Origin of the sequence: Bowmanella pacifica (genome assembly GCF_014645355.1) — a bacterium.
Taxonomy (GTDB): domain Bacteria; phylum Pseudomonadota; class Gammaproteobacteria; order Enterobacterales; family Alteromonadaceae; genus Bowmanella; species Bowmanella pacifica.
The window spans coordinates 465,749-484,585 of sequence record NZ_BMLS01000003.1 but is presented as its reverse complement, the minus strand read 5'-3'; the positions used below and the strand labels follow the sequence as shown (position 1 = coordinate 484,585).

The 18,837-nt window shown below is 52.3% G+C and carries 20 protein-coding genes and 1 pseudogene; 16 read left to right on the top strand and 5 right to left on the bottom strand.

Annotated elements, in window-relative coordinates; translation table 11 throughout:
• The 12 genes and pseudogenes from narJ (at nucleotide 1) to IEX02_RS12140 (ending at nucleotide 11,152) form a co-directional block, all read left to right on the top strand.
• Nucleotides 1-726, top strand: a complete 726-nt coding sequence (gene narJ / locus IEX02_RS12195) for a nitrate reductase molybdenum cofactor assembly chaperone (protein WP_188695318.1) — start codon at nucleotides 1-3, stop codon at nucleotides 724-726.
• Nucleotides 727-736: 10 nt separating this feature from the next.
• The gene (gene narI, locus IEX02_RS12190) at nucleotides 737-1,417 is read left to right on the top strand and encodes a respiratory nitrate reductase subunit gamma (RefSeq protein ID WP_188695315.1); all 681 of its coding nucleotides are present in this window, start codon (nucleotides 737-739) and stop codon (nucleotides 1,415-1,417) included.
• Nucleotides 1,418-1,463: 46 nt separating this feature from the next.
• Nucleotides 1,464-2,261, top strand: coding sequence for a peptidylprolyl isomerase (locus tag IEX02_RS12185; RefSeq protein WP_229702206.1), 798 nt, complete (start codon nucleotides 1,464-1,466; stop codon nucleotides 2,259-2,261).
• A gap of 27 nt (nucleotides 2,262-2,288) precedes the next feature.
• Entirely contained in the window at nucleotides 2,289-2,627 is a 339-nt protein-coding gene (locus tag IEX02_RS12180) for a PM0253 family protein (protein ID WP_188695312.1), read from the top strand.
• Nucleotides 2,628-2,884: 257 nt separating this feature from the next.
• Nucleotides 2,885-5,026 (top strand): transcriptional regulator NosR, encoded by a 2,142-nt coding sequence (gene nosR / locus IEX02_RS12175; protein ID WP_229702205.1) that lies wholly within the window; start codon nucleotides 2,885-2,887, stop codon nucleotides 5,024-5,026.
• Nucleotides 5,027-5,049: 23 nt separating this feature from the next.
• A complete protein-coding gene (gene nosZ, locus IEX02_RS12170; RefSeq protein WP_188695305.1) occupies nucleotides 5,050-6,957 on the top strand; it encodes a TAT-dependent nitrous-oxide reductase in 1,908 nt (635 codons plus the stop codon).
• 38 nt (nucleotides 6,958-6,995) lie between these two features.
• On the top strand, nucleotides 6,996-8,282 hold the full coding sequence (locus tag IEX02_RS12165; protein ID WP_188695302.1) for a nitrous oxide reductase family maturation protein NosD: 1,287 nt from the start codon (nucleotides 6,996-6,998) through the stop codon (nucleotides 8,280-8,282).
• On the top strand, nucleotides 8,279-9,196 hold the full coding sequence (locus IEX02_RS12160) for an ABC transporter ATP-binding protein (RefSeq protein ID WP_188695299.1): 918 nt from the start codon (nucleotides 8,279-8,281) through the stop codon (nucleotides 9,194-9,196). Before IEX02_RS12165 ends, IEX02_RS12160 begins: the two co-directional genes overlap by 4 nt.
• A complete protein-coding gene (locus tag IEX02_RS12155; protein WP_188695296.1) occupies nucleotides 9,193-10,023 on the top strand; it encodes an ABC transporter permease in 831 nt (276 codons plus the stop codon). Before IEX02_RS12160 ends, IEX02_RS12155 begins: the two co-directional genes overlap by 4 nt.
• A 22-nt stretch (nucleotides 10,024-10,045) precedes the next feature.
• Entirely contained in the window at nucleotides 10,046-10,567 is a 522-nt protein-coding gene (locus IEX02_RS12150) for a nitrous oxide reductase accessory protein NosL (RefSeq protein WP_229702204.1), read from the top strand.
• A gap of 8 nt (nucleotides 10,568-10,575) precedes the next feature.
• Nucleotides 10,576-10,716 (top strand): annotated as a pseudogene (gene tatA, locus IEX02_RS12145) (twin-arginine translocase TatA/TatE family subunit); the annotation flags it as partial.
• Between the two features lie 112 nt (nucleotides 10,717-10,828).
• A complete protein-coding gene (locus IEX02_RS12140; RefSeq protein WP_188695291.1) occupies nucleotides 10,829-11,152 on the top strand; it encodes a c-type cytochrome in 324 nt (107 codons plus the stop codon).
• Between the two features lie 30 nt (nucleotides 11,153-11,182).
• Here the strand turns inward: IEX02_RS12140 and IEX02_RS12135 are convergent, their stop codons facing one another.
• Nucleotides 11,183-11,593 (bottom strand): ribonucleotide reductase subunit alpha, encoded by a 411-nt coding sequence (locus IEX02_RS12135; RefSeq protein WP_188695288.1) that lies wholly within the window; start codon nucleotides 11,591-11,593, stop codon nucleotides 11,183-11,185.
• 105 nt (nucleotides 11,594-11,698) lie between these two features.
• The gene (locus IEX02_RS12130; protein ID WP_188695285.1) at nucleotides 11,699-12,898 is read right to left on the bottom strand and encodes an HPP family protein; all 1,200 of its coding nucleotides are present in this window, start codon (nucleotides 12,896-12,898) and stop codon (nucleotides 11,699-11,701) included.
• 213 nt (nucleotides 12,899-13,111) lie between these two features.
• On the opposite strand from IEX02_RS12130, the gene nrdG reads away from it, so the two are divergent.
• The gene (gene nrdG / locus IEX02_RS12125) at nucleotides 13,112-13,603 is read left to right on the top strand and encodes an anaerobic ribonucleoside-triphosphate reductase activating protein (RefSeq protein WP_188695281.1); all 492 of its coding nucleotides are present in this window, start codon (nucleotides 13,112-13,114) and stop codon (nucleotides 13,601-13,603) included.
• Entirely contained in the window at nucleotides 13,590-15,371 is a 1,782-nt protein-coding gene (gene nrdD / locus IEX02_RS12120) for an anaerobic ribonucleoside-triphosphate reductase (protein ID WP_188695278.1), read from the top strand. Before nrdG ends, nrdD begins: the two co-directional genes overlap by 14 nt.
• Before the next feature lie 4 nt (nucleotides 15,372-15,375).
• Here the strand turns inward: nrdD and IEX02_RS12115 are convergent, their stop codons facing one another.
• The 3 genes from IEX02_RS12115 to ubiT are packed head-to-tail and all read right to left on the bottom strand — an operon-like array spanning nucleotide 15,376 to nucleotide 16,695.
• Nucleotides 15,376-15,789 carry a bacteriohemerythrin gene (locus IEX02_RS12115; protein WP_188695276.1) on the bottom strand — a complete coding sequence of 138 codons (414 nt, stop codon included), beginning with the start codon at nucleotides 15,787-15,789 and terminating at the stop codon, nucleotides 15,376-15,378.
• Nucleotides 15,786-16,211: a hemerythrin domain-containing protein gene (locus IEX02_RS12110; protein WP_188695273.1), complete on the bottom strand. Its 426-nt coding sequence runs from the start codon at nucleotides 16,209-16,211 to the stop codon at nucleotides 15,786-15,788. The genes IEX02_RS12115 and IEX02_RS12110 overlap by 4 nt, the downstream gene beginning before the upstream one ends.
• 7 nt (nucleotides 16,212-16,218) lie before the next feature.
• Nucleotides 16,219-16,695, bottom strand: coding sequence for a ubiquinone anaerobic biosynthesis accessory factor UbiT (ubiT, locus tag IEX02_RS12105; protein WP_188695270.1), 477 nt, complete (start codon nucleotides 16,693-16,695; stop codon nucleotides 16,219-16,221).
• A gap of 235 nt (nucleotides 16,696-16,930) precedes the next feature.
• Here ubiT and ubiU point away from each other — a divergent pair, with 235 nt between their 5' ends.
• Entirely contained in the window at nucleotides 16,931-17,926 is a 996-nt protein-coding gene (gene ubiU, locus IEX02_RS12100; RefSeq protein ID WP_188695267.1) for a ubiquinone anaerobic biosynthesis protein UbiU, read from the top strand.
• Between the two features lie 3 nt (nucleotides 17,927-17,929).
• Entirely contained in the window at nucleotides 17,930-18,814 is an 885-nt protein-coding gene (locus IEX02_RS12095; RefSeq protein ID WP_188695263.1) for a U32 family peptidase, read from the top strand.
• Nucleotides 18,815-18,837: the final 23 nt, after the last annotated feature.

Genomic DNA, 18,837 nt, shown 5'->3' with positions numbered 1-18,837 from the left:
ATGAAAATACTGACGTTACTGGCCAGATTACTGGATTACCCGCAGGCCGGCTTGCTGGCCGCCCGGGACGAGGCCTTAGAGGTGATTGCCAGCGCCGACTTAACCGCTAACACACAGCAGGCGTTAAGCCAGTTTGTGTTGCGACACCTGGACGGCGACCTATTGGACTGGCAAGAGGAATACGACGGTTTGTTTGAACGAGGGCGGTCGCTGTCCTTACTGATTTTCGAGCATATTCATGGTGAATCCCGCGACCGCGGGCAGGCCATGGTGGAATTGGTGGCGCAATATCGCCAGGCCGGGCTTGAAATTGCTGAACATGAGTTGCCCGATTATCTGCCTTTGTACCTGGAATTTGCGGCTACCCAGCAGCATCAGGCCACAGACTGGATTGCCGATATTGCCCCGGTGCTTGGGTTGCTGGCGGTACGCTTGCAAAAACGTCGTTCGGATTATGCCGTGCTCTGTGAAGCCTTGCTGGAAGTCAGTCAGGTGTCTTTGGACCTGGATGCCTTGCAAGCACAGATCGCCTCTGAGCAGGCTGACCATACGCCTAAGGCGCTGGATAAGGTATGGGAGGAAGAGGCGGTGACTTTTGGTGGTGATGCCATTAATGGCGGTTGTCCCAGCCAATTGAACCGGCCCGAGTCCGGCCAGCGCCGTGACCAGCATGTGCCCATCGAATTTGTGGATGCAGCCAGTGGCGATAGCGCCCGGCTGAACTGAGGAGCGGATTATGTCGTTTATCAATCATTTGCTGTTTGGAATTTATCCTTATATCGCGCTGGCGGTGTTTGTACTGGGTAGTCTTATCCGTTACGACCGCGAGCCCTATAGCTGGAAAACCGGCTCCAGTCAGATGCTGGAAAGTAAACAACTACGCAAAGGCAGTTTTGCCTTTCATATCGGCATTCTGGCGATTCTGGCCGGCCATTTTGTTGGTTTGCTGACCCCTCATCAGGTGTGGGATGTACTGGGTATTTCCCCGGCAACCAAGCAGTTGGTGGCCATGGGAGCAGGGGGCCTGTTTGGGCTGATATGTCTGTACGGCATGACAATTCTGCTTAAGCGCCGGTTACATAATCCGCGTATCCGCGCCACCAGTACCCGTATGGATATAGTTATCCTGGTTCTACTCTACGCACAGTTAATTCTTGGCTTGCTGAGTATTCCGTTTTCCATGGGCCACCTGGATGGCTCGGAAATGCTTAAGCTGATGGCCTGGGCGCAAAATACGGTGACCTTCAATGCGCAGGCAGCATCTCTGGCCATTGCTGACGTGGGCTTGATTTACAAGCTGCATGTGCTGCTGGGTATGACCTTATTCCTGTTGTTCCCGTTTAGCCGTTTGGTGCATATCTGGAGCGTGCCGGTGAAGTACATGCGCCGCAATTACCAGGTCGTGCGTCAGCGTTAGTTTCACTCAGCAGACACAAGGATGTGTCCTTTTTCACAGGTGAGAAATGATGGTTATAAGTGATATTCCATCCGTTACGGTAAATCAGCAGGTTATCAGCGCCGAGCAAATCAGTGCTGAAATGCAGTATCACCCGGCTGCCAGTCGCCGAGAAGCGGCGGTTAAATCTGCCCAGGCTCTGATTATTAACGAAGTAGTGCGACAACGTGCGGTGGCGCTCGGACTATATGCAGGCGAGGCCCCCTTTGATGGTGAGCAGGAACAATGGGTGATAGACAAACTGCTGGCCGCCGAATGTCCGCCGGCTCGGGCCAGCACTGATGAGTGTCGTCAGTATTTTGCGGCCAATCGTGGCAAATTTGCCACTGCGCCATTGCTGGAAGTCAGGCATATTCTGCTGGCTGGCGATCCTCGTGACTTGCCGGAAAGGGACAGAGCCAGGCAACTGGCCGAGCACATATTGCAAAGTCTGGGCAATGGCGAAGGGGATTTTGCCAGCCTGGCGTCAGCGCACTCCAACTGTCCGTCGGCCAGGCTGGGGGGGAATCTTGGCCAAATCAGCAAAGGTCAGACCGTACCAGAGTTTGAGCGTCAGCTGTTTGCCGCGCCACAAGGCTTGATGGCCAAACCCGTGGAAAGTCGCTACGGCTATCATGTGGTTGAGGTAGTCAGGCGGGTAGAGGGAAATCCCTTGCCCTTTGAGCAAGTACGGGCTGACATTCAAAGCTACCTGGATACTAAGGTCAGGCGCAAAGCCAGTGCTCAGTATATTACCAGGCTGCTCAGCGACGCGGATATTCAGGGCTTTGATTTTGGCCTGGATGGTTCGCCGCTAATGCAATAATCACCTCAAAGAACCTAGCTTCTGGCTATGCAGAATAATCCCTTCACTGCCAAATGGTCTGCACAAGGCCATACCTTGTGCCTGGGCCACTGGATTATCCATTATCAGGGCTTACCCCTGAATCTGCCTGATAGTAAGGCAGAAAACGATATGGATACCCGTGGCAATTTCAGTTACCTGTTTCCCGATGAAGACGACTTTATTGAGGGCACAGCCGAAGATGAGTGGATAGTGGCCAATGTCGACTGGCTGGCGGAGGTATTTGAACAACATCAGGTGCCTCTGGACGAGCCACATCTGCGCTGGTTTTATCGTGCCGTGAATGCAGCGGACTGGCGCTGCGGCAGCTGTGGAGGCTGCATTTAACGCCTGTTAGCCCGCAAAGCCGTTTACGCTCTGTTGCCAACCGCCAACCGCCAACCGCCAACTAGCCCTTTTACTCCCCTTAGCTAACCACTAAGGGGTATTTCAGTGCACCCCGCTCAGGGCCAAAATAACCCTATCCATCAATGCCTTGGAACATCTGTTCAAAGCGGAGAAATAACATGAAGCCTGTCCGGCAATGGCCAATAATTAACAGTTGTTATTGGTGCTGTCTTGCTGTTTGGCTGCACCTTGCAGTCTTGTGCCTACCTTTTGCGGCCCATGCCGCTTCCTTTGACGATATCGGGTGGCAGCGGGTCAGCCAACTGTTTCCCACTGCCACCCGTTGGTCTGAGCCGGAGGGCGAGTATCAGGTTCGTCGTCTGCTGGCCGGTGACAGCTTAGTGGGATATCAGTTCCAAAGCCTGCAGGTGGTGGATATTCCCGCCTATTCAGGCAAGCCCATTAATCTGCAGATACTCCTGGATACCGATGGGCGTATAGCCGATGCCTATGTGCTTGAGCATCACGAGCCGATTTTGCTGGTGGGGATCCCCGAGCAAAAGCTGCATGACTTTAGCGCTAAATACCAAGGGGTTATGGCCGACCAGCGTGTGGTGGTGGGCAATACTTCAGATCCTGAGGCGGTCACAGTGGATGCGGTAACCGGCGCCACAGTGACTGTGATGGTGGTTAACGAAGTCATCATGCGTTCTGCCCATGAAGTGGCGGTGTCTTTGGGGCTAATCGAGGATGTCAGTAATCGCCCCCACGCCCCTGCGGTAGTGAAAACGGATGGTTTTACTGAAACGGACTGGCAAAGTTTAACTGGCGATGGCTCGGTGCGACGCTTACACCTGACCTGGACGCAGGTTGATAAGGCCTTTGCTGATATTGCAGAAAAAGACCTACAAGGGCACAGGCAAGGTCGCGGGCAAGGGCAACATCAACGCAGGCAGGGAGGTGAAAGCAAACAAGGCACCTTTATCGATATGTACGTGGCGCAATTGGATCCCCCCAGTATAGGCCGCAACCTGCTCGGTGAGCGTCAATATGCTTACCTGCAGGAGCAATTAAAAGACGGCGAGTTTGCCATTGCGGTGCTGGCCAGTGGCGATTATTCCTTTAAAGGCTCCGGCTATGTGCGCGGCGGTATTTTTGACCGCATCCAGCTGCGTCAGTTTGGCGACATCATCAGTTTTCGCGATTTAGACCAACAAAGGTTGTCGGATCTTTATATTGACGGGTTACCGGAGCTGGGTGAGATGTCCATCTTCACCATCCGTGACCATCATCAATTCGACCCCGGTTCGCCCTGGAGTCTGGAGCTGTTAGTACGGCGTCAAACCGGTCCGGTGGATGGGGTGTTTACCAGCTTTGAACTGGGCTATCAGCTACCCGAGCGCTATGTTGAACGTCCAGCCCCTAGTGCAGAGCAACTGGCGGCTATTGAAGCGGCAAATCGTCCCATGTGGGTCAACATCTGGTATCAGAAGAGTTTTCAAATTGGCGTGGTGCTGACTGCCTTGTTGGTACTGATGGTGATCTTGTTCTTGCAGGACAAGTTCACGCAAAAGCCGCAATTCTTACATTGGTTGCGTCGCGGCTACCTGCTGTTCACTGTGGTGTTTATCGGTTGGTACGCACTGGGGCAGTTGTCGGTGGTGAACGTGCTGACCTTTGTCCACGCCATGATGCAGGATTTTCGCTGGGAGCTATTTCTTATTGACCCGGTGATTTTCATTCTGTGGACCTTCACCGCCGCCTGCATATTGCTGTGGGGGCGTGGGGTGTTCTGCGGCTGGTTGTGCCCCTTCGGTGCCCTGCAGGAACTGATAAACGAAGCGGCGCGTAAGCTGAAAATTCCCCAGTACGAGCTGCCGTTTGCCGTACATGAGCGACTCTGGGCCATCAAGTACATCATTCTGCTGCTGTTGTTCGGTATTTCGCTGGAGTCTCTTGCCACTGCCGAGCGCTTTGCTGAAGTTGAGCCCTTCAAGACCGCTATAACCCTGAAGTTCGATCGTCAATGGTGGTTTGTGTTGTATGCCGTCATCCTGCTGATTGTCAATATTTTTACCCGCAAGGTTTACTGCCGCTATATCTGCCCATTAGGCGCGGCGCTGGCCATTCCCACCAAACTCAAGCTGTTTGATTGGCTGAAGCGCCGTAAAGACTGTGGTAACCCGTGCAAGCTGTGCGCCATCGAATGTGAAATCCAGGCCATTCACCCGGATGGGCATATCGACCACAACGAGTGCCATTACTGCCTGGATTGCCAAATGACCTATCACAACGAACGTAAATGTCCGCCTTTGGTCGCGAAGAACAAAAAACGCCAGCGCGCCGCCAAGCAGGACGCGGGGCAGATCCCGGTCGTTCAGATTGAATCACAAGCGTAACCCTGTTTCTAAAGGAGACAACCATGACAAGCAATAAAGACAACGACAAGCAAGGTATGAGTCGCCGCGCCTTTTTAGGTGCGAGTGCCATGACCGGAGCCGGCGCCGCCATGTTGGGGGCCGTGGGTATTGGTTCTACGGTAATGAGCAAGGAAAGCTGGGCCGCGGCGGTAAAGGATGCCAAACAAAAAGCCCATGTGGCGCCCGGTGAACTGGATGAGTACTACGGCTTCTGGAGCGGCGGCCATCAGGGCGAAGTAAGGGTGCTGGGTGTTCCTTCCATGCGCGAATTGATGCGTATTCCGGTGTTCAATATTGACTCTGCCACTGGTTGGGGCATTACCAATGAAAGTAAAGCCATCATGGGTGAGAGTGCCAAGTTCTTAAACGGTGATTGTCACCACCCGCATATTTCTATGACCGATGGTCAATATGACGGCAAGTACTTGTTTATCAACGATAAGGCCAATAGCCGTGTGGCACGTATCCGTTTGGATATTATGAAGTGCGATAAGATGCTGACGGTGCCTAATGTGCAAGCAATCCATGGTTTGAGGCTGCAAAAAATGCCCCATACCAAGTATGTGTTTGCCAATGCTGAGTTTGTTATCCCGCACCCTAACGATGGCAAACACTTTGATCTGCAAGCCGACTATAGCTACACCATGTTTAACGTGATTGATGCGGAAAAGATGGAAGTGGCGTTTCAGGTTATGGTGGACGGTAACCTGGATAACTGTGACGCCGATTACAGCGGTAAATATGCCGCTTCTACCTGTTATAACTCAGAAAAAGCCTATGATTTGGGCGGTATGATGCGTAACGAACGCGACTGGGTCGTGGTGTTCAATATTCCGGCCATTGAAAAAGCGGTGAAAGCCGGCAAATTTGTCACCTTGGGTGACTCCAAGGTGCCTGTGGTAGACGGACGTAAAAAAGACGGCAAGGACAGCCCCTTTACCCGCTATGTACCGGTGCCGAAAAACCCCCACGGTCTGAATACCTCGCCGGATGGTAAGTTCTTTATCGCCAACGGCAAGCTGTCGCCGACCGTGACCATGATTGCCATTGATAAACTCGACGACCTGTTTGCCGGCAAGATAAGTGATCCCCGTGATACCGTGGCAGCCGAGCCTGAGCTGGGCTTAGGGCCACTACATACCACCTTTGACGGACGCGGTAACGCGTACACCACCTTATTTATCGACAGTCAGGTGGTGAAGTGGAGTATGGCCGATGCTATCAAGGCTTACCAGGGGCAGGATGTGAGCTACATCCGCCAGAAGCTGGACGTACAGTATCAGCCGGGACACAACCATGCCTCTTTGACCGAAACCCGCGATGCGGACGGTAAATGGCTGGTGGTGTTGTGTAAGTTCTCCAAAGACCGCTTCCTGCTGACCGGTCCTTTGCATCCGGAGAACGACCAGCTTATCGACATTTCCGGCGAGGAAATGAAACTGGTGCATGACGGCCCGACTTATGCTGAGCCTCATGACTGTATTCTGGCCCGTCGTGACCAGATCCACCCACGCAAAATCTGGGATCGTAATGACCCCTTCTTTGCCCCAACGGTGGAAATGGCCAAAAAAGACGGCGTCAAACTGGAATCCGATAATAAGGTCATCCGTGATGGTAACAAGGTACGGGTATATATGACCTCTGTGGCACCGACTTACGGCATTACCGAGTTTAAGGTTAAACAGGGCGATGAAGTAACTGTGGTGATCACCAACCTTGACCAGATAGAGGACGTATCGCACGGCTTCTGTATGACCAATCACGGTGTCAGCATGGAAATCAGCCCGCAGCAAACCGCCTCTGTTACTTTTGTGGCGGACAAGCCCGGCATGCATTGGTACTACTGTAACTGGTTCTGCCATGCCCTGCATATGGAAATGGTTGGCCGCATGTTGGTTGAGCCTGCATAACAACGGGAGCCGGTGGGGTGACCCACCGGCCTTTTGCTATGAACAGAAGTAAAGCGTTATTGGGTGCGTGCTTATTGGGGCTTAGCTTAGCTAGTTCACCTTGGTTGGCTATTGCAAAGGAACCTACTCAATCCTTGCCCTTGGTTGCCACAGATGACGGCGTGTGGATATTGCCCGCAGGTGTATATAGCGGCAATTTTCAGATTGTGCAAAGTCAGGTTATTCAGTGTCAGCCCGGTGCGATTCTGGATGCAAAGGGGCAGGGCCATATACTGGAAATTCATGCCGCTAATGTCACCCTGAAGGGCTGCGAACTGCGCGGTGGTGGCCGTGACTTGACTGCTATGCATTCCGCCATCTTTATTCACCCTAAGGCCCAGGGCGCGATTATCCAAGACAACCGAATTAATACCCCCGGATTTGGTATTTGGGTGGATGGTGCGCCACAGGTGAAGATTCTGGACAACCAAATCAAGGGTGATGCCAGCTTACGTTCTCAGGACAGAGGCAATGGTATTCACTTGTATGCCGTGCGTGATGCCAGGGTGATAGGGAATGAAGTACGCGACGGGCGTGACGGTATTTATATTGATACCTCTAATCACAACCTGCTGGAACATAACTTGCTGGAAGACGTGCGCTACGGCATCCATTACATGTTTTCTCATAACAACCAAGTGATTGCCAATACAACCCGGCGTACCCGTACAGGTTATGCGCTGATGCAAAGCCGCCAGCTAACCGTTGTCGATAACCGCTCAGAGGATGATCAGAATTACGGCATCCTGATGAATTACATCACCTATTCCACCTTATCCGGCAATTATGTCAGCGGGGTGAAAAGCGGCAGCACCGGCGACAGCATGATTCAAGGGGCTGAAGGTAAGGCACTGTTTATCTACAACTCGGTATTTAACCGTATTACCGACAATTATTTTGCCCACAGTGCCCTGGGTATTCATCTTACCGCAGGCTCAGAAGACAACCAGCTTAGTGGTAATCGCTTTGTGGCCAATCGCCAGCAAGTGAAATATGTGGCGACCCGTACTCAGGAATGGTCATTGGATGGTCGGGGTAACTATTGGAGCGATTATCTGGGCTGGGATCGCAATGCCGACGGTATAGGCGATGTGCTCTACGAGCCAAATGACAATATTGACCGTTTGGTGTGGATGTATCCACAAATGAAGCTATTGATGCACAGCCCTGCGGTGGAACTACTGCGCTGGGTGCAGCAGATGTTCCCGGTGATCAAGTCTCCCGGTGTCAGAGACAGCTACCCGCTGATGTCTGCCACTCCAGAAACACAGGATAAAGGCCAATGAAACTGGTTGAGTTACACAGTGTTCGCCATTGTTATGGGAAGTTAGAAGCCCTGCATGATTTGAACTTAAGCCTTAACGAAGGAGAAGTATTGGGGTTGTTTGGCCATAACGGCGCCGGCAAAACCACTACCATGAAGCTTATTTTGGGGCTACTGCGTCCCACATCTGGGCAGGTGTGCGTATCTGGTGCATCGCCTGAGCATGTAGGAGTTCGTCAGCAGTTAGGCTATCTGCCGGAGAATGTGTCTTTCTATCCGCAGTTAACCGGGCTGGAAACCTTGCGCTACTTCGCGCGGCTTAAATCCGCGCCTTCAGCGCAGGTTGAGGCTTTGCTCAGGCAGGTTGGGCTGACTGAGGCCTGCCAGCGTAAAGTGAAAACCTACTCCAAAGGTATGCGTCAGCGCCTGGGGTTGGCGCAGGCATTATTGGGAAAACCACGCTTGTTGCTGCTAGATGAGCCCACGGTGGGCCTGGATCCCATCGCTACCCGTGAGCTGTACGCCATCATCCAGCAATTGCGTGAAGGGGGAACGGCAGTGATTCTGTGCTCCCATGTGCTGGCCGGTGTGGAAGCCTTTATCGACCGTGCTGCGATTATGGCGGCGGGGCGTCTGCAGGCTGACGGCACGCTCAGCGAGCTGCGCAGCCAAGTGGGTCTGCCCAGTCTGATTAGAGTCAATGGCCTGTTACAGGCAAGACGCTGGCAGGCGCAATTAAGTGGTGAAGGATTTAACGCCCGCTTGGTAGGAGAGGATAATTTGGAAGTGGCCACCCATAACGGCGCCAAGCAACAGGTGCTGAAAATTCTGTTAGAGCAGGGCGATGCCGAGGATATCGAAGTGCGTCAGGCCAATATGGAAGAGATCTACAGCCATTTTATGACTCAGCCATCTGCTCATAGGAGTGCCCCATGAAGCCGATTCTTTTTATCGCGTTAAAAGAGTTGCAAGATGGCCTGCGCAATCGCTGGTTACTGGCCATCAGTTTGCTGTTTGTGATGCTGGCGGCGGGTATTGCCTGGTTTGGTGCGGCAGCCGCCGGTCAGGTGGGGTTTAGCTCCATTGCCTCCACTATTGCTAGTCTGGCAAGTTTAGCCACTTTTATTATTCCATTGATTGCCTTATTGCTGGCCTACGATGCCATTGTGGGGGAGGACGAGGGCGGCACCTTGCTGCTCCTGCTCACTTACCCTTTGGGCAAACGTCAGCTATTGCTGGGCAAGTTTGTCGGGCAGGGGCTGATTTTGGCGTTAGCCACGCTAATAGGCTTTGGCGGGGCGGCGCTGGCCATCAGTTTACTGGTACCCGATATCGACAAGCTGCAATTATTTGTGGCCTTTGGCCGCTTTATCGCGTCAGCCATTTTGCTCGGCTGGGTGTTTATTGCCATGGCTTATGTGCTCAGCAGTCGGGCGCGGGAGAAATCCAGTGCCGCGGGTATGGCGCTGGGTATTTGGTTTTTGTTTGTGCTGGTGTTTGACCTGGCCTTATTGGCCCTGCTGGTGCTGAGTAAAGGTCAGCTTAATCCAGACTGGCTACCCTGGTTATTACTGCTCAATCCTGCTGATATTTTCCGTCAGCTAAATCTCAATGGCCTGGATGCGGCAGCACAGCTTAACGGCGTGATGTCGTTGGGCCAGGACTTAGCCGGTGCCAGCAGTACGCTATGGGCAGCATTACTGGGCTGGATGGTGCTTTGTCTGGTGCTGGCACAGCGCAGTTTTATGCGCAGACCGATTTAATCAAAGATGTAGGAGAAACACAGTGCGATTAGCAAATTTAGTCTGGTTGGTACCGGCCGTAACCCTGTTGCTTGGCGGTTGCGGTGATAAGGCGGCGCAGAGCGTGGTTATGCAGCCAACGGGGTTTCATAGTGATGATGAATGTCATGTGTGCGGTATGGTGATTACCCGTTTCCCTGGACCAAAGGGACAGGCGCTGAATGGCTCAACCCAGCAGGTCAGAAAATTTTGCTCGGCATCTGAAATGCTAAGTTGGTGGGTGCAACCTGAAAATCGTCAGGCCAATTTGACCTTGTATGTGCATGACATGGGCAAAAGCCAGTGGGACAAACCTAATGATGCGCATCTTATTCCGGCTGCACAGGCATTTTATGTGCCTGCACCAGATTTGCCGGGTGCTATGGGCCTCTCCTTGGGGAGCTTTTCTGACAAACAAGCGGCACAGCAGTTTGCCGCTGCGCAGGGCAGTGAGGTGCTGACCTTGGATGAAATGGTCGCAAGGCTAAGCGCCGCGCCTGGTGCTGCGCATCACGGCCATCATTAGGAGGTTGTATGGGTATCAGTATTTGGCAGCTAGCCATAGTGCTGTTAATTGTATTGCTGCTGTTCGGTAGCGGTAAATTGCGTCATATCGGCAGCGATCTTGGTGGTGCCATCAAAGGTTTTCGCCGGGCATCCAGTCTGGAGCACAAAGATCCGGAATAACAACTTACCCCTTTGGGGGTACTCACAAGGTCTTGCAGCGTAATGCGTGACCTTGGCGTAGCATGTAGACAGTTAAGCCAATAAAAATAGAGGTGTAGTAATGAAGAGAATCTTGTTAGGTGCAGCACTGCTGGTGTTGGGGAGTCAGGCTGCTGTTGCGGCAGGTGATGCCGAAGCGGGTAAAGCCAAGTCAGGAATGTGTGTGGCCTGTCACGGGGCTGATGGCAACAGCTTAGCGCCCATGTACCCAAACCTGGCCGGTCAGCATGCACAGTATCTGGAAAGTGCCATTAAAGCCTATCGTGATGGCCAGCGCACAGGCGGTACCACGGCCATGATGACACCTATGGCGGCGAATCTGAGTGATCAGGATGCGGCTGACCTGGCTGCCTATTTCAGCCAGCAAAAGCTTAAGCAAAAATAATCCGAGTGGGGAGGCCGCGAAGGCCGCCCCTCAACCCGGCAACAAGTTCAGAATCTCGCCTTGCCGACTAAAGGCCAAAAAGTCGGTGATCTGACCGCTATTGATTTTATTCATCATCAGGCGCAAGGGCTGTGCCGCTTCATCGCTATTAGGAACCTGTCCGCCGCGTCCTGCTAAGGCGGCCACAAAGGCCACATCCCAGCTGATGCCGGTATGCAAAGACTCATCCACTAAGGTATGAAAGGCACTAACTTCGTCGGGCAGCTTGTCCACACAGAGCACCGGATTTAAGGTGCCGCCGTCGCCTTGTTCAAATTGCTGCTTTTGTTTATCGGTATGGCCGGTGGGCAGCTCAGCCTTGGCAAACACAAATAACAAACGCTGCGGCTCTGGCTGCGAAAGCGCTGCGCTTATCAGGGCTGAGTAACTGTTAATCTGCATGACATTGTCTCTCATCGTTGGAGACTGGCCAGTGTAGCGTTCGCTGTCGTGCCAAGCATTGCCCCCAAAGAGGCAGTGGCTTAACTCTTGTTAGGTAGTGCGTTGTCAGGCCACGGCCTGGCCTTGGCGACTGTTGGCATATAATGCGGCAATCAGATCCGACTGTGTGACCATGCCCACCAATTGCTGGTTTGCGTCTAATACCGGTACCTGATGCAGTCCTTGTTCTGACAGCTTGGGGATAAGTTCGATAATATGTTCATCGTCGCGTATTGCGGTGACAGCGCTTCGCATTATATCCGCCACCTGCCTGCGATGATGTTTACGCCATTGACGTTTGGCGCTGCTGTGCAGGCTGAGGTTAATCATATGTCGTAGTAACCCCCAGTAGTGGGGCACGCTGATGTCTTTCAAAAAGTCAGTGACCGACAGCATACCAATCAATTGTCTATTGTCGGTGACCACCGGCAGGGTACGAATTTTATGCTTTTGCAACAGCCGCCAGGCCGTGGCCAGCGGCGTATCGGCTCTGACGCAGATAAGATCTTGCGACATAATATCCCGGCACAAAATAGCCCCCAACTGGCGCTGGTAGGCGTGTAACTGTGCCTGTTGATATATCTGCTCAAGGTCGGTCTCGCTAACATCCACCACGGTTTGATAGTGGTTCAGGGCGTGCAGTAAATCCTCTGGTTGCAGACCAACGCGCTTCATCGGACTGACGTCTTTGTGCAGATGAACAGGATCGAAATTACGTTGTTGACGGGGTTGTAGCAGACGATTTAGCAGCAGGGCCATCATCAACATCACCATGACATTCAGCGCCACAGGCAAAAATAAAAACTCATAACCGAGCAGTTGCTCGCTTGAAGCTATAACTGGTACTAAGGCCGTGGCGCCACCGGGTGGGTGCATACATTCAAACAAATACATGGCAAACAGCACCAGGGCAATAGTTACAGCGGCCATCACCGCCATATCGGTAAAAAGGTGTGAGCATAGCAAACCAATGGCGGCGGAAATTAAGTGACCTGCAGCAAATGACCAGGGTTTGGCCAGTGGGCTTGAGGGCAGGCCGAACAGCAAAACCGCTGATGCCCCCATAGAGGCCAACAGCACCACGGTACTGGCAGGATCCGCCAGGTGTTGACTGCTGAGGGTAACCACAAACAATGCGATGCAGGCGGCACCAGCGACTTTGAGTCGCTGGGCGACAGGAATGCTGGATAAGCGCTGGCTATCTGCTTTGATAATGCCCAGCCGCGTCAACAGTGGGCTAAAAATTGTACGCAATATGGATTTCATAACACCACCCGGTGGCCCGCGATCCCGGCCTGTGATTATGGCGGCGAGCAGGGCAAACAACAGACGCGGCAGTGTACAAGGGCAAAGGGAGTAGTTCTTGGTTTATTTGGTTATAAGCTAAACCTTGGGTGTGTGATTTATTGATCCAGATCAAGGTGTGCTTTGTGTCTGAGACTACCTTTAAGCACAATATGTTGTGCCTTGGATGAAGAAATGACACAAAATGTATGGTTAAAGCCGTTTAACAGCTTTCCTCCCCAAATTTGCTTTCAGGAAGTGCCGGATCAGGTATCACTGGCCTTTAGCGTAACAGGCTGTCCACTGCGTTGCAGTGGCTGTCACAGTCAGGATAGTTGGGATCCCAACGTGGGGGAGGCGCTCACGCCGGCGCGCTTTCGTGCTTATCTTACCCGCTATCAACATCTGATTGATTGTGTGCTGTTCTTCGGTGGTGAATGGCACCCGGATGCGCTGCAAACATTACTGGATATTGCCCATGAGCAGGGCCTGAAAACCTGTTTGTATACCGGTATGGATAAAGTACCGGTACGTCTTGCCCGCCGCCTCGATTATTTGAAAACCGGGCGCTGGCTTACTAACCGGGGCGGTCTGTCCAGCCCCAATACCAATCAACGTTTCATGGAGCTTGCCTCAGGCAATCTCCTTAACTTTCGTTTTATGGAGAGAGATCATGCTGCAGCTTAATGATGAACAACTACAAGACAAGCTGGATTTTATCCAGGCTTACCAGCATGCCGTTAATGCGGCAGACGGTTCAAAACTGGATGCCAATGCCAATGTTACCCATAAGAACATCGCGACGCTGGAAGCCGAGCTGATGAAAGACTGTGTGATCCAGATAAACCGAGCCTTACTGAAAAACAAAATTGCCGCTTTGTTCGGGGATGCATTAGGCGAGGAATACGTGCGCCAGATTGAGCAGCACGAGATATATGTGCACGACGAAACCAGTCTAAAACCATATTGCACTTCCATTACTATGTACCCGTTTTTATTGGATGGCCTGACCAAGCTGGGGGGCGAGTCTAAAGCGCCGCAACATTTGGAGTCCTTCTGCGGCAGTTTCGTCAATTTGGTGTTTGCTATCAGTGCGCAGTTTGCCGGGGCAGTGGCGACGGTGGAATTCCTGACTTACTTTGACTACTTTGCCCGTCGGGATTACGGCGAAGACTATCTGAACACGCACAGCAAGGCGGTTGAAAACCACCTACAACATGTGGTCTATGCCCTCAACCAGCCAGCGGCAGCCAGGGGCTATCAGAGTGTTTTCTGGAACATCTCTTTGTACGATAGCCATTATTTTGAGGCCATGTTTGGTCATTTTGTGTTTCCTGATATGACCGCACCCAACTGGACATCGGTCAATGCCTTGCAAGGCTTTTTCCTCGATTGGTTTAATGCCGAGCGCAGTAAGGCGATTCTGACCTTTCCGGTGGTAACGGCCGCCATGCTCACGGAAAAAGGCAAGGTCAAGGATGAAGCCTTTGCCCGCTGCTGTGCCCGCAATATGAGTGAAGGCGGTTCATTTTTTATTTATCAGTCACAAAGTGCCGACTCACTGGCGTCCTGCTGCCGGTTACGCAATGAAATAACCGACCATACTTTTTCATACAGTTTGGGGGCCGGAGGCGTGGCCACAGGTTCAATCAACGTGATCACCCTGAATATGAACCGTCTTATTCAGGACGGTCGGGATTTGGCTCAGGAAGTTGAAAAGCTGCATAAATACCAAGTGGCCTATCGTAAGTTAATGGAAGAGTATCATCAGGATGGCTTGCTGAGCGTCTACGATGCGGGTTTTATCAGCTTAGATAAACAGTTTTTGACTATAGGTATCAACGGCATGGTGGAAGCCGCTGAGTTTTTAGGCTTAGAGGCCGGTGTAAACCCTGATTACCAGGCATTTGTCGACAGTCAGTTGCGGGTGATATATGAGGCAAACCGCCGGGCTCGTGAGACCTGGGGTTATTTGTTTAATACCGAGTTTGTGCCGGCCGAAAATCTGGGCATTAAAAATGCCAAATGGGACCGAAAAGACGGCTATTTTGTGCCCCGTGATTGCTACAACAGCTATTTCTATGCGGTGGAAGACGAGCGTATCAACCATTTGGATAAGTTTGTGCTGCACGGTGAGCAGATGACCCGTTATCTGGATGGTGGCTCGGCGCTGCATCTGAATCTGGAAGAGCGCTTAACTGAGGAAAACTTCCTTAAACTTTACAATATTGCCGCCAAAACCGGCTGCAATTACTTCTGCATCAACGTGCGTATTACCATCTGCAACGCTTGTGAGCATATTGATAAGCGTACCTTGCAACATTGCAGTGCCTGCGGTACCACAGATGTTGATCACGGTACCCGGGTGATAGGCTACTTAAAGCGGGTGTCGGCGTTTAGTCAGGGGCGCAGGCATGAACATGAGCTGCGCCACTATCATCGCCAATCGGCCTGAGGGATCAGGCTGGCTGCAGCTCCCTGTCTGAACTGAGAATATGGGAGCTGTACCACTCTGCCAACGAAGCCAGTTGTTCTTTAACCGATAACGAAGACATGCCAACATCAGAGGCCAGCCGCTCAATAAATGCCTGCATGGCTTGTAAGAAATGTTTGTGGTTGAGCTGATGCAGCCTTTGTTGTTGGTCACAGAGGTTTTGCAGATAAGGCGTCTCGGTCAAAAAATGGCGCTGGGTTTGCTCCAGCAGACTGGTCGCCAGCGGCAATACGCTAGGGTTTGGCCATTTTTCACGAATGGCGGCGTGCAGCAGATTGATAGTATCCAGCAACTGGCGATGCTGGTGGTCGATCTCAGGGATCCCTATGGGCATATTGACCTCACACCACAACACCAGATGAGCGCGATCTTCCATCATGGATAAAGCGCCATTAACACACGCGTCACGGCATCGGTATTGAGCATTTTGTCGCAAGCGGGGTAGAGCTCAAACTCATCATTTTCAATATGGTCAACCAGCATCAGCTCCAAGGTGCGATCGTCCTCCAAACTATCAATACGCTTGTCCAGCAGGTTCTCAATCCACTCTAACTGCTGGCGCAACTGCTGGTGTTCCTGCTGTGCCTTGCTAATTAGCTCATGGGCGGCAGATACCAATGCCAGCTCGGGAAGCAAGCGCTGCTCTTCGTGACGTATATGTAATTCCAGCCCGGTTTTGAACTTATCGAACAGTTGTCTGGACATCACCGGATCGTCCTTTTTCAAGCGTCGATAGGCGATAAACAACAGCTCCAGCCCTTGCAAATTGGTATTGAACAGTTGGGTGATGATTTTTGACATAAATACCTCAGCGCAAAGATTGATAAGCACTGGCGTAATGGGCCAGAGGGGTACGTACAAAGACCGGCAATTGTGTCAGCTCCAGGCTGTCGAGCAGATTTTTAAGGGCCAGACCCAGCTCGGTGTCGCCACTGATGGACAGCTTGCGTTGAAAAAACAGGGTATCGGGGTCCACCGCCTGACTGGCCATAAGCAGCAGGCTTTCCAGATCGCCACTGAAACACACCTGTGCCTGCCCATGCCTGTGTACCTGAATCTGTTGTTGAATAACCTGAAAATACCAACGTTGGTTGATATCGGTGATATGCACTTCTACACAGGCCGAGGCCATAAAGTCCAGTTCACCCTCAATAAGCAGCGGCTTTAGCACTTGCGTGAACAAGCGCTCGGTGATTGCTCGTTGCAGCGCTACGGGGGTCTTCCCGAATAGCTGTAAGCCCGGTTTTAGTAACGTCGAGCCATATTGGCGTAGTAATGCATGCATGGTGTTTTCCGTGGTCATTCTGAGCCCTAAGATTACGCCGCCTTGGGCAGTAAAAATTAATCTACATCAAAGATGCGTAGGATGACGCTGGGCAGAATGGGTACTCCCTATGGTGGATAGCATTAAAAGCGCGGGGTCGTACACTCGGCTCCGGTCAAAAGGTGGTTACACCCTGGTCAGTTAGATGGAGCTTGCGAGCATAAAGGCTGCAAGTGCTGGCCAATTTGGAGTCGTTATGGAATTGCTTTGTCCCGCCGGCAGCATGCCGGCCCTGAAACGTGCCGTCGAGCAAGGGGCGGATGCGGTATATCTGGGTTTAAAGGATGATACCAATGCCAGGCATTTTGCCGGGTTAAATTTCACCGATGATAAGGTCGGCCAGGCGGCCGATTTTTTGCATCATCATCAGCGTAAGCTGCATATTGCTATCAACACCTTTGCGCATCCGGATGGCTGGGACAGATGGCGTTATGCTGTAGATATGGCAGTGAAAAATGGCGCAGATGTACTTATCGTCGCCGATCTTGCGGTCTTATCTTACATCAGCCAACAGTATCCTGATGTGGAGTTGCATCTATCTGTGCAAGCGTCAGCCACCAACACCGCGGCCATTACTTTCTATCAGCAACAATTTAATGTGCGCCGGGTGGTATTGCCAAGGGTGCTGTCTATTCATCAGGTTAAACAGTTGGCGCGTCAATGCTCGGTTGAACTGGAGGTGTTTGCCTTTGGCAGTTTGTGCATTATGGCCGAGGGGCGCTGTTATCTGTCGTCCTATATGACGGGAGAATCGCCTAACACCGCCGGAGCCTGCTCGCCCGCGGCTCATGTGCGTTGGCAGGAAACCTCGCAAGGGCTGGAGTCGCGCCTAAACGGGGTGCTGATTGACCGCTACGGCAAGCAGGAAAAAGCCGGTTACCCCACGCTATGTAAAGGACGTTTTGAGGTGGATGGTCAGACCTATCATGCCCTGGAAGAGCCCACCAGTCTCAACACCCTCGACTTGTTGCCCGAGCTGGTTAAATGCGGGATCAAGGCGGTCAAAATTGAAGGCCGTCAGCGCAGCCCGGCTTATGTGCAGCAGGTAACGTCGGTATGGCGACAAGCCATTGACCGCTGTCTGCTTGACCCGCAGCAATATCAGGTGGCCACAGCCTGGCAGCAGCAATTGCAGGGACTGTCCGAAGGCAGTCAGACGTCACTCGGCGCTTATCATAGAAAATGGCAGTAAATTATGCAGTACGCACTGGGACCTATTCTTTATTTCTGGCCAAAGGCCGACGTGGAAGCCTTTTATCAGGCGGCGCTTAGCAGCAGTGCCGATATTCTCTATCTGGGCGAAACCGTTTGCTCCAAACGCCGGGAGCTGCGCACCCGCGACTGGCTGGCATTGGCTAAAACCCTGGCCGCGAGCGGTAAACAAGTAGTGCTGTCCACCATGGCGCTGCTGGAAGCCCCCTCAGAGGTAACGACCCTGAAAAGCTATTGCGACAACGGCGAGATTCTTATTGAGGCCAATGACGTTGGGGCCATTCAATTTCTTCGTGAAAACAACAAAGCTTTTGTGGCAGGTCCTGCCATCAACTGTTACAACCAGTATGGACTAAAAACCCTGCTGGATATGGGCATGCAGCGCTGGGTTATGCCGGTTGAGCTGTCCCGGGATTGGCTGGTGAATATGCTGAATAAGGCAGAAGAGCTGGGAATAAGACAGCGCTTTGAGGTGGAGGTTTTTGCTTATGGCTTTTTGCCTTTGGCTTATTCGGCACGCTGTTTTACTGCCCGCTCAGAGAATCGCCCCAAAGATGACTGTCAGCTCTGTTGTATCCATTATCCTAATGGTCGTCTGACTCGCAGTCAGGAAGGTCAGGCCCTGTTCACCTTAAACGGCATTCAGACCCAATCTGGGCAGTGCTACAACCTGATTAATGATTTATGCAGTATGCAGGGCCTGGTGGATATTGTGCGATTGAGTCCGCTGGGATTAGAAACCCTGGACTGGCTTGAACAATTCAGGGGCAACGAGCAAGGGCAGCACCCACAACAAGTAGACAAAAGCTGCAACGGCTACTGGCACGCTATAGCCGGTATGCACACAAAATCCCGCAGCGCCTCCTGACCTAACCGGGCTACTCCTTGCGG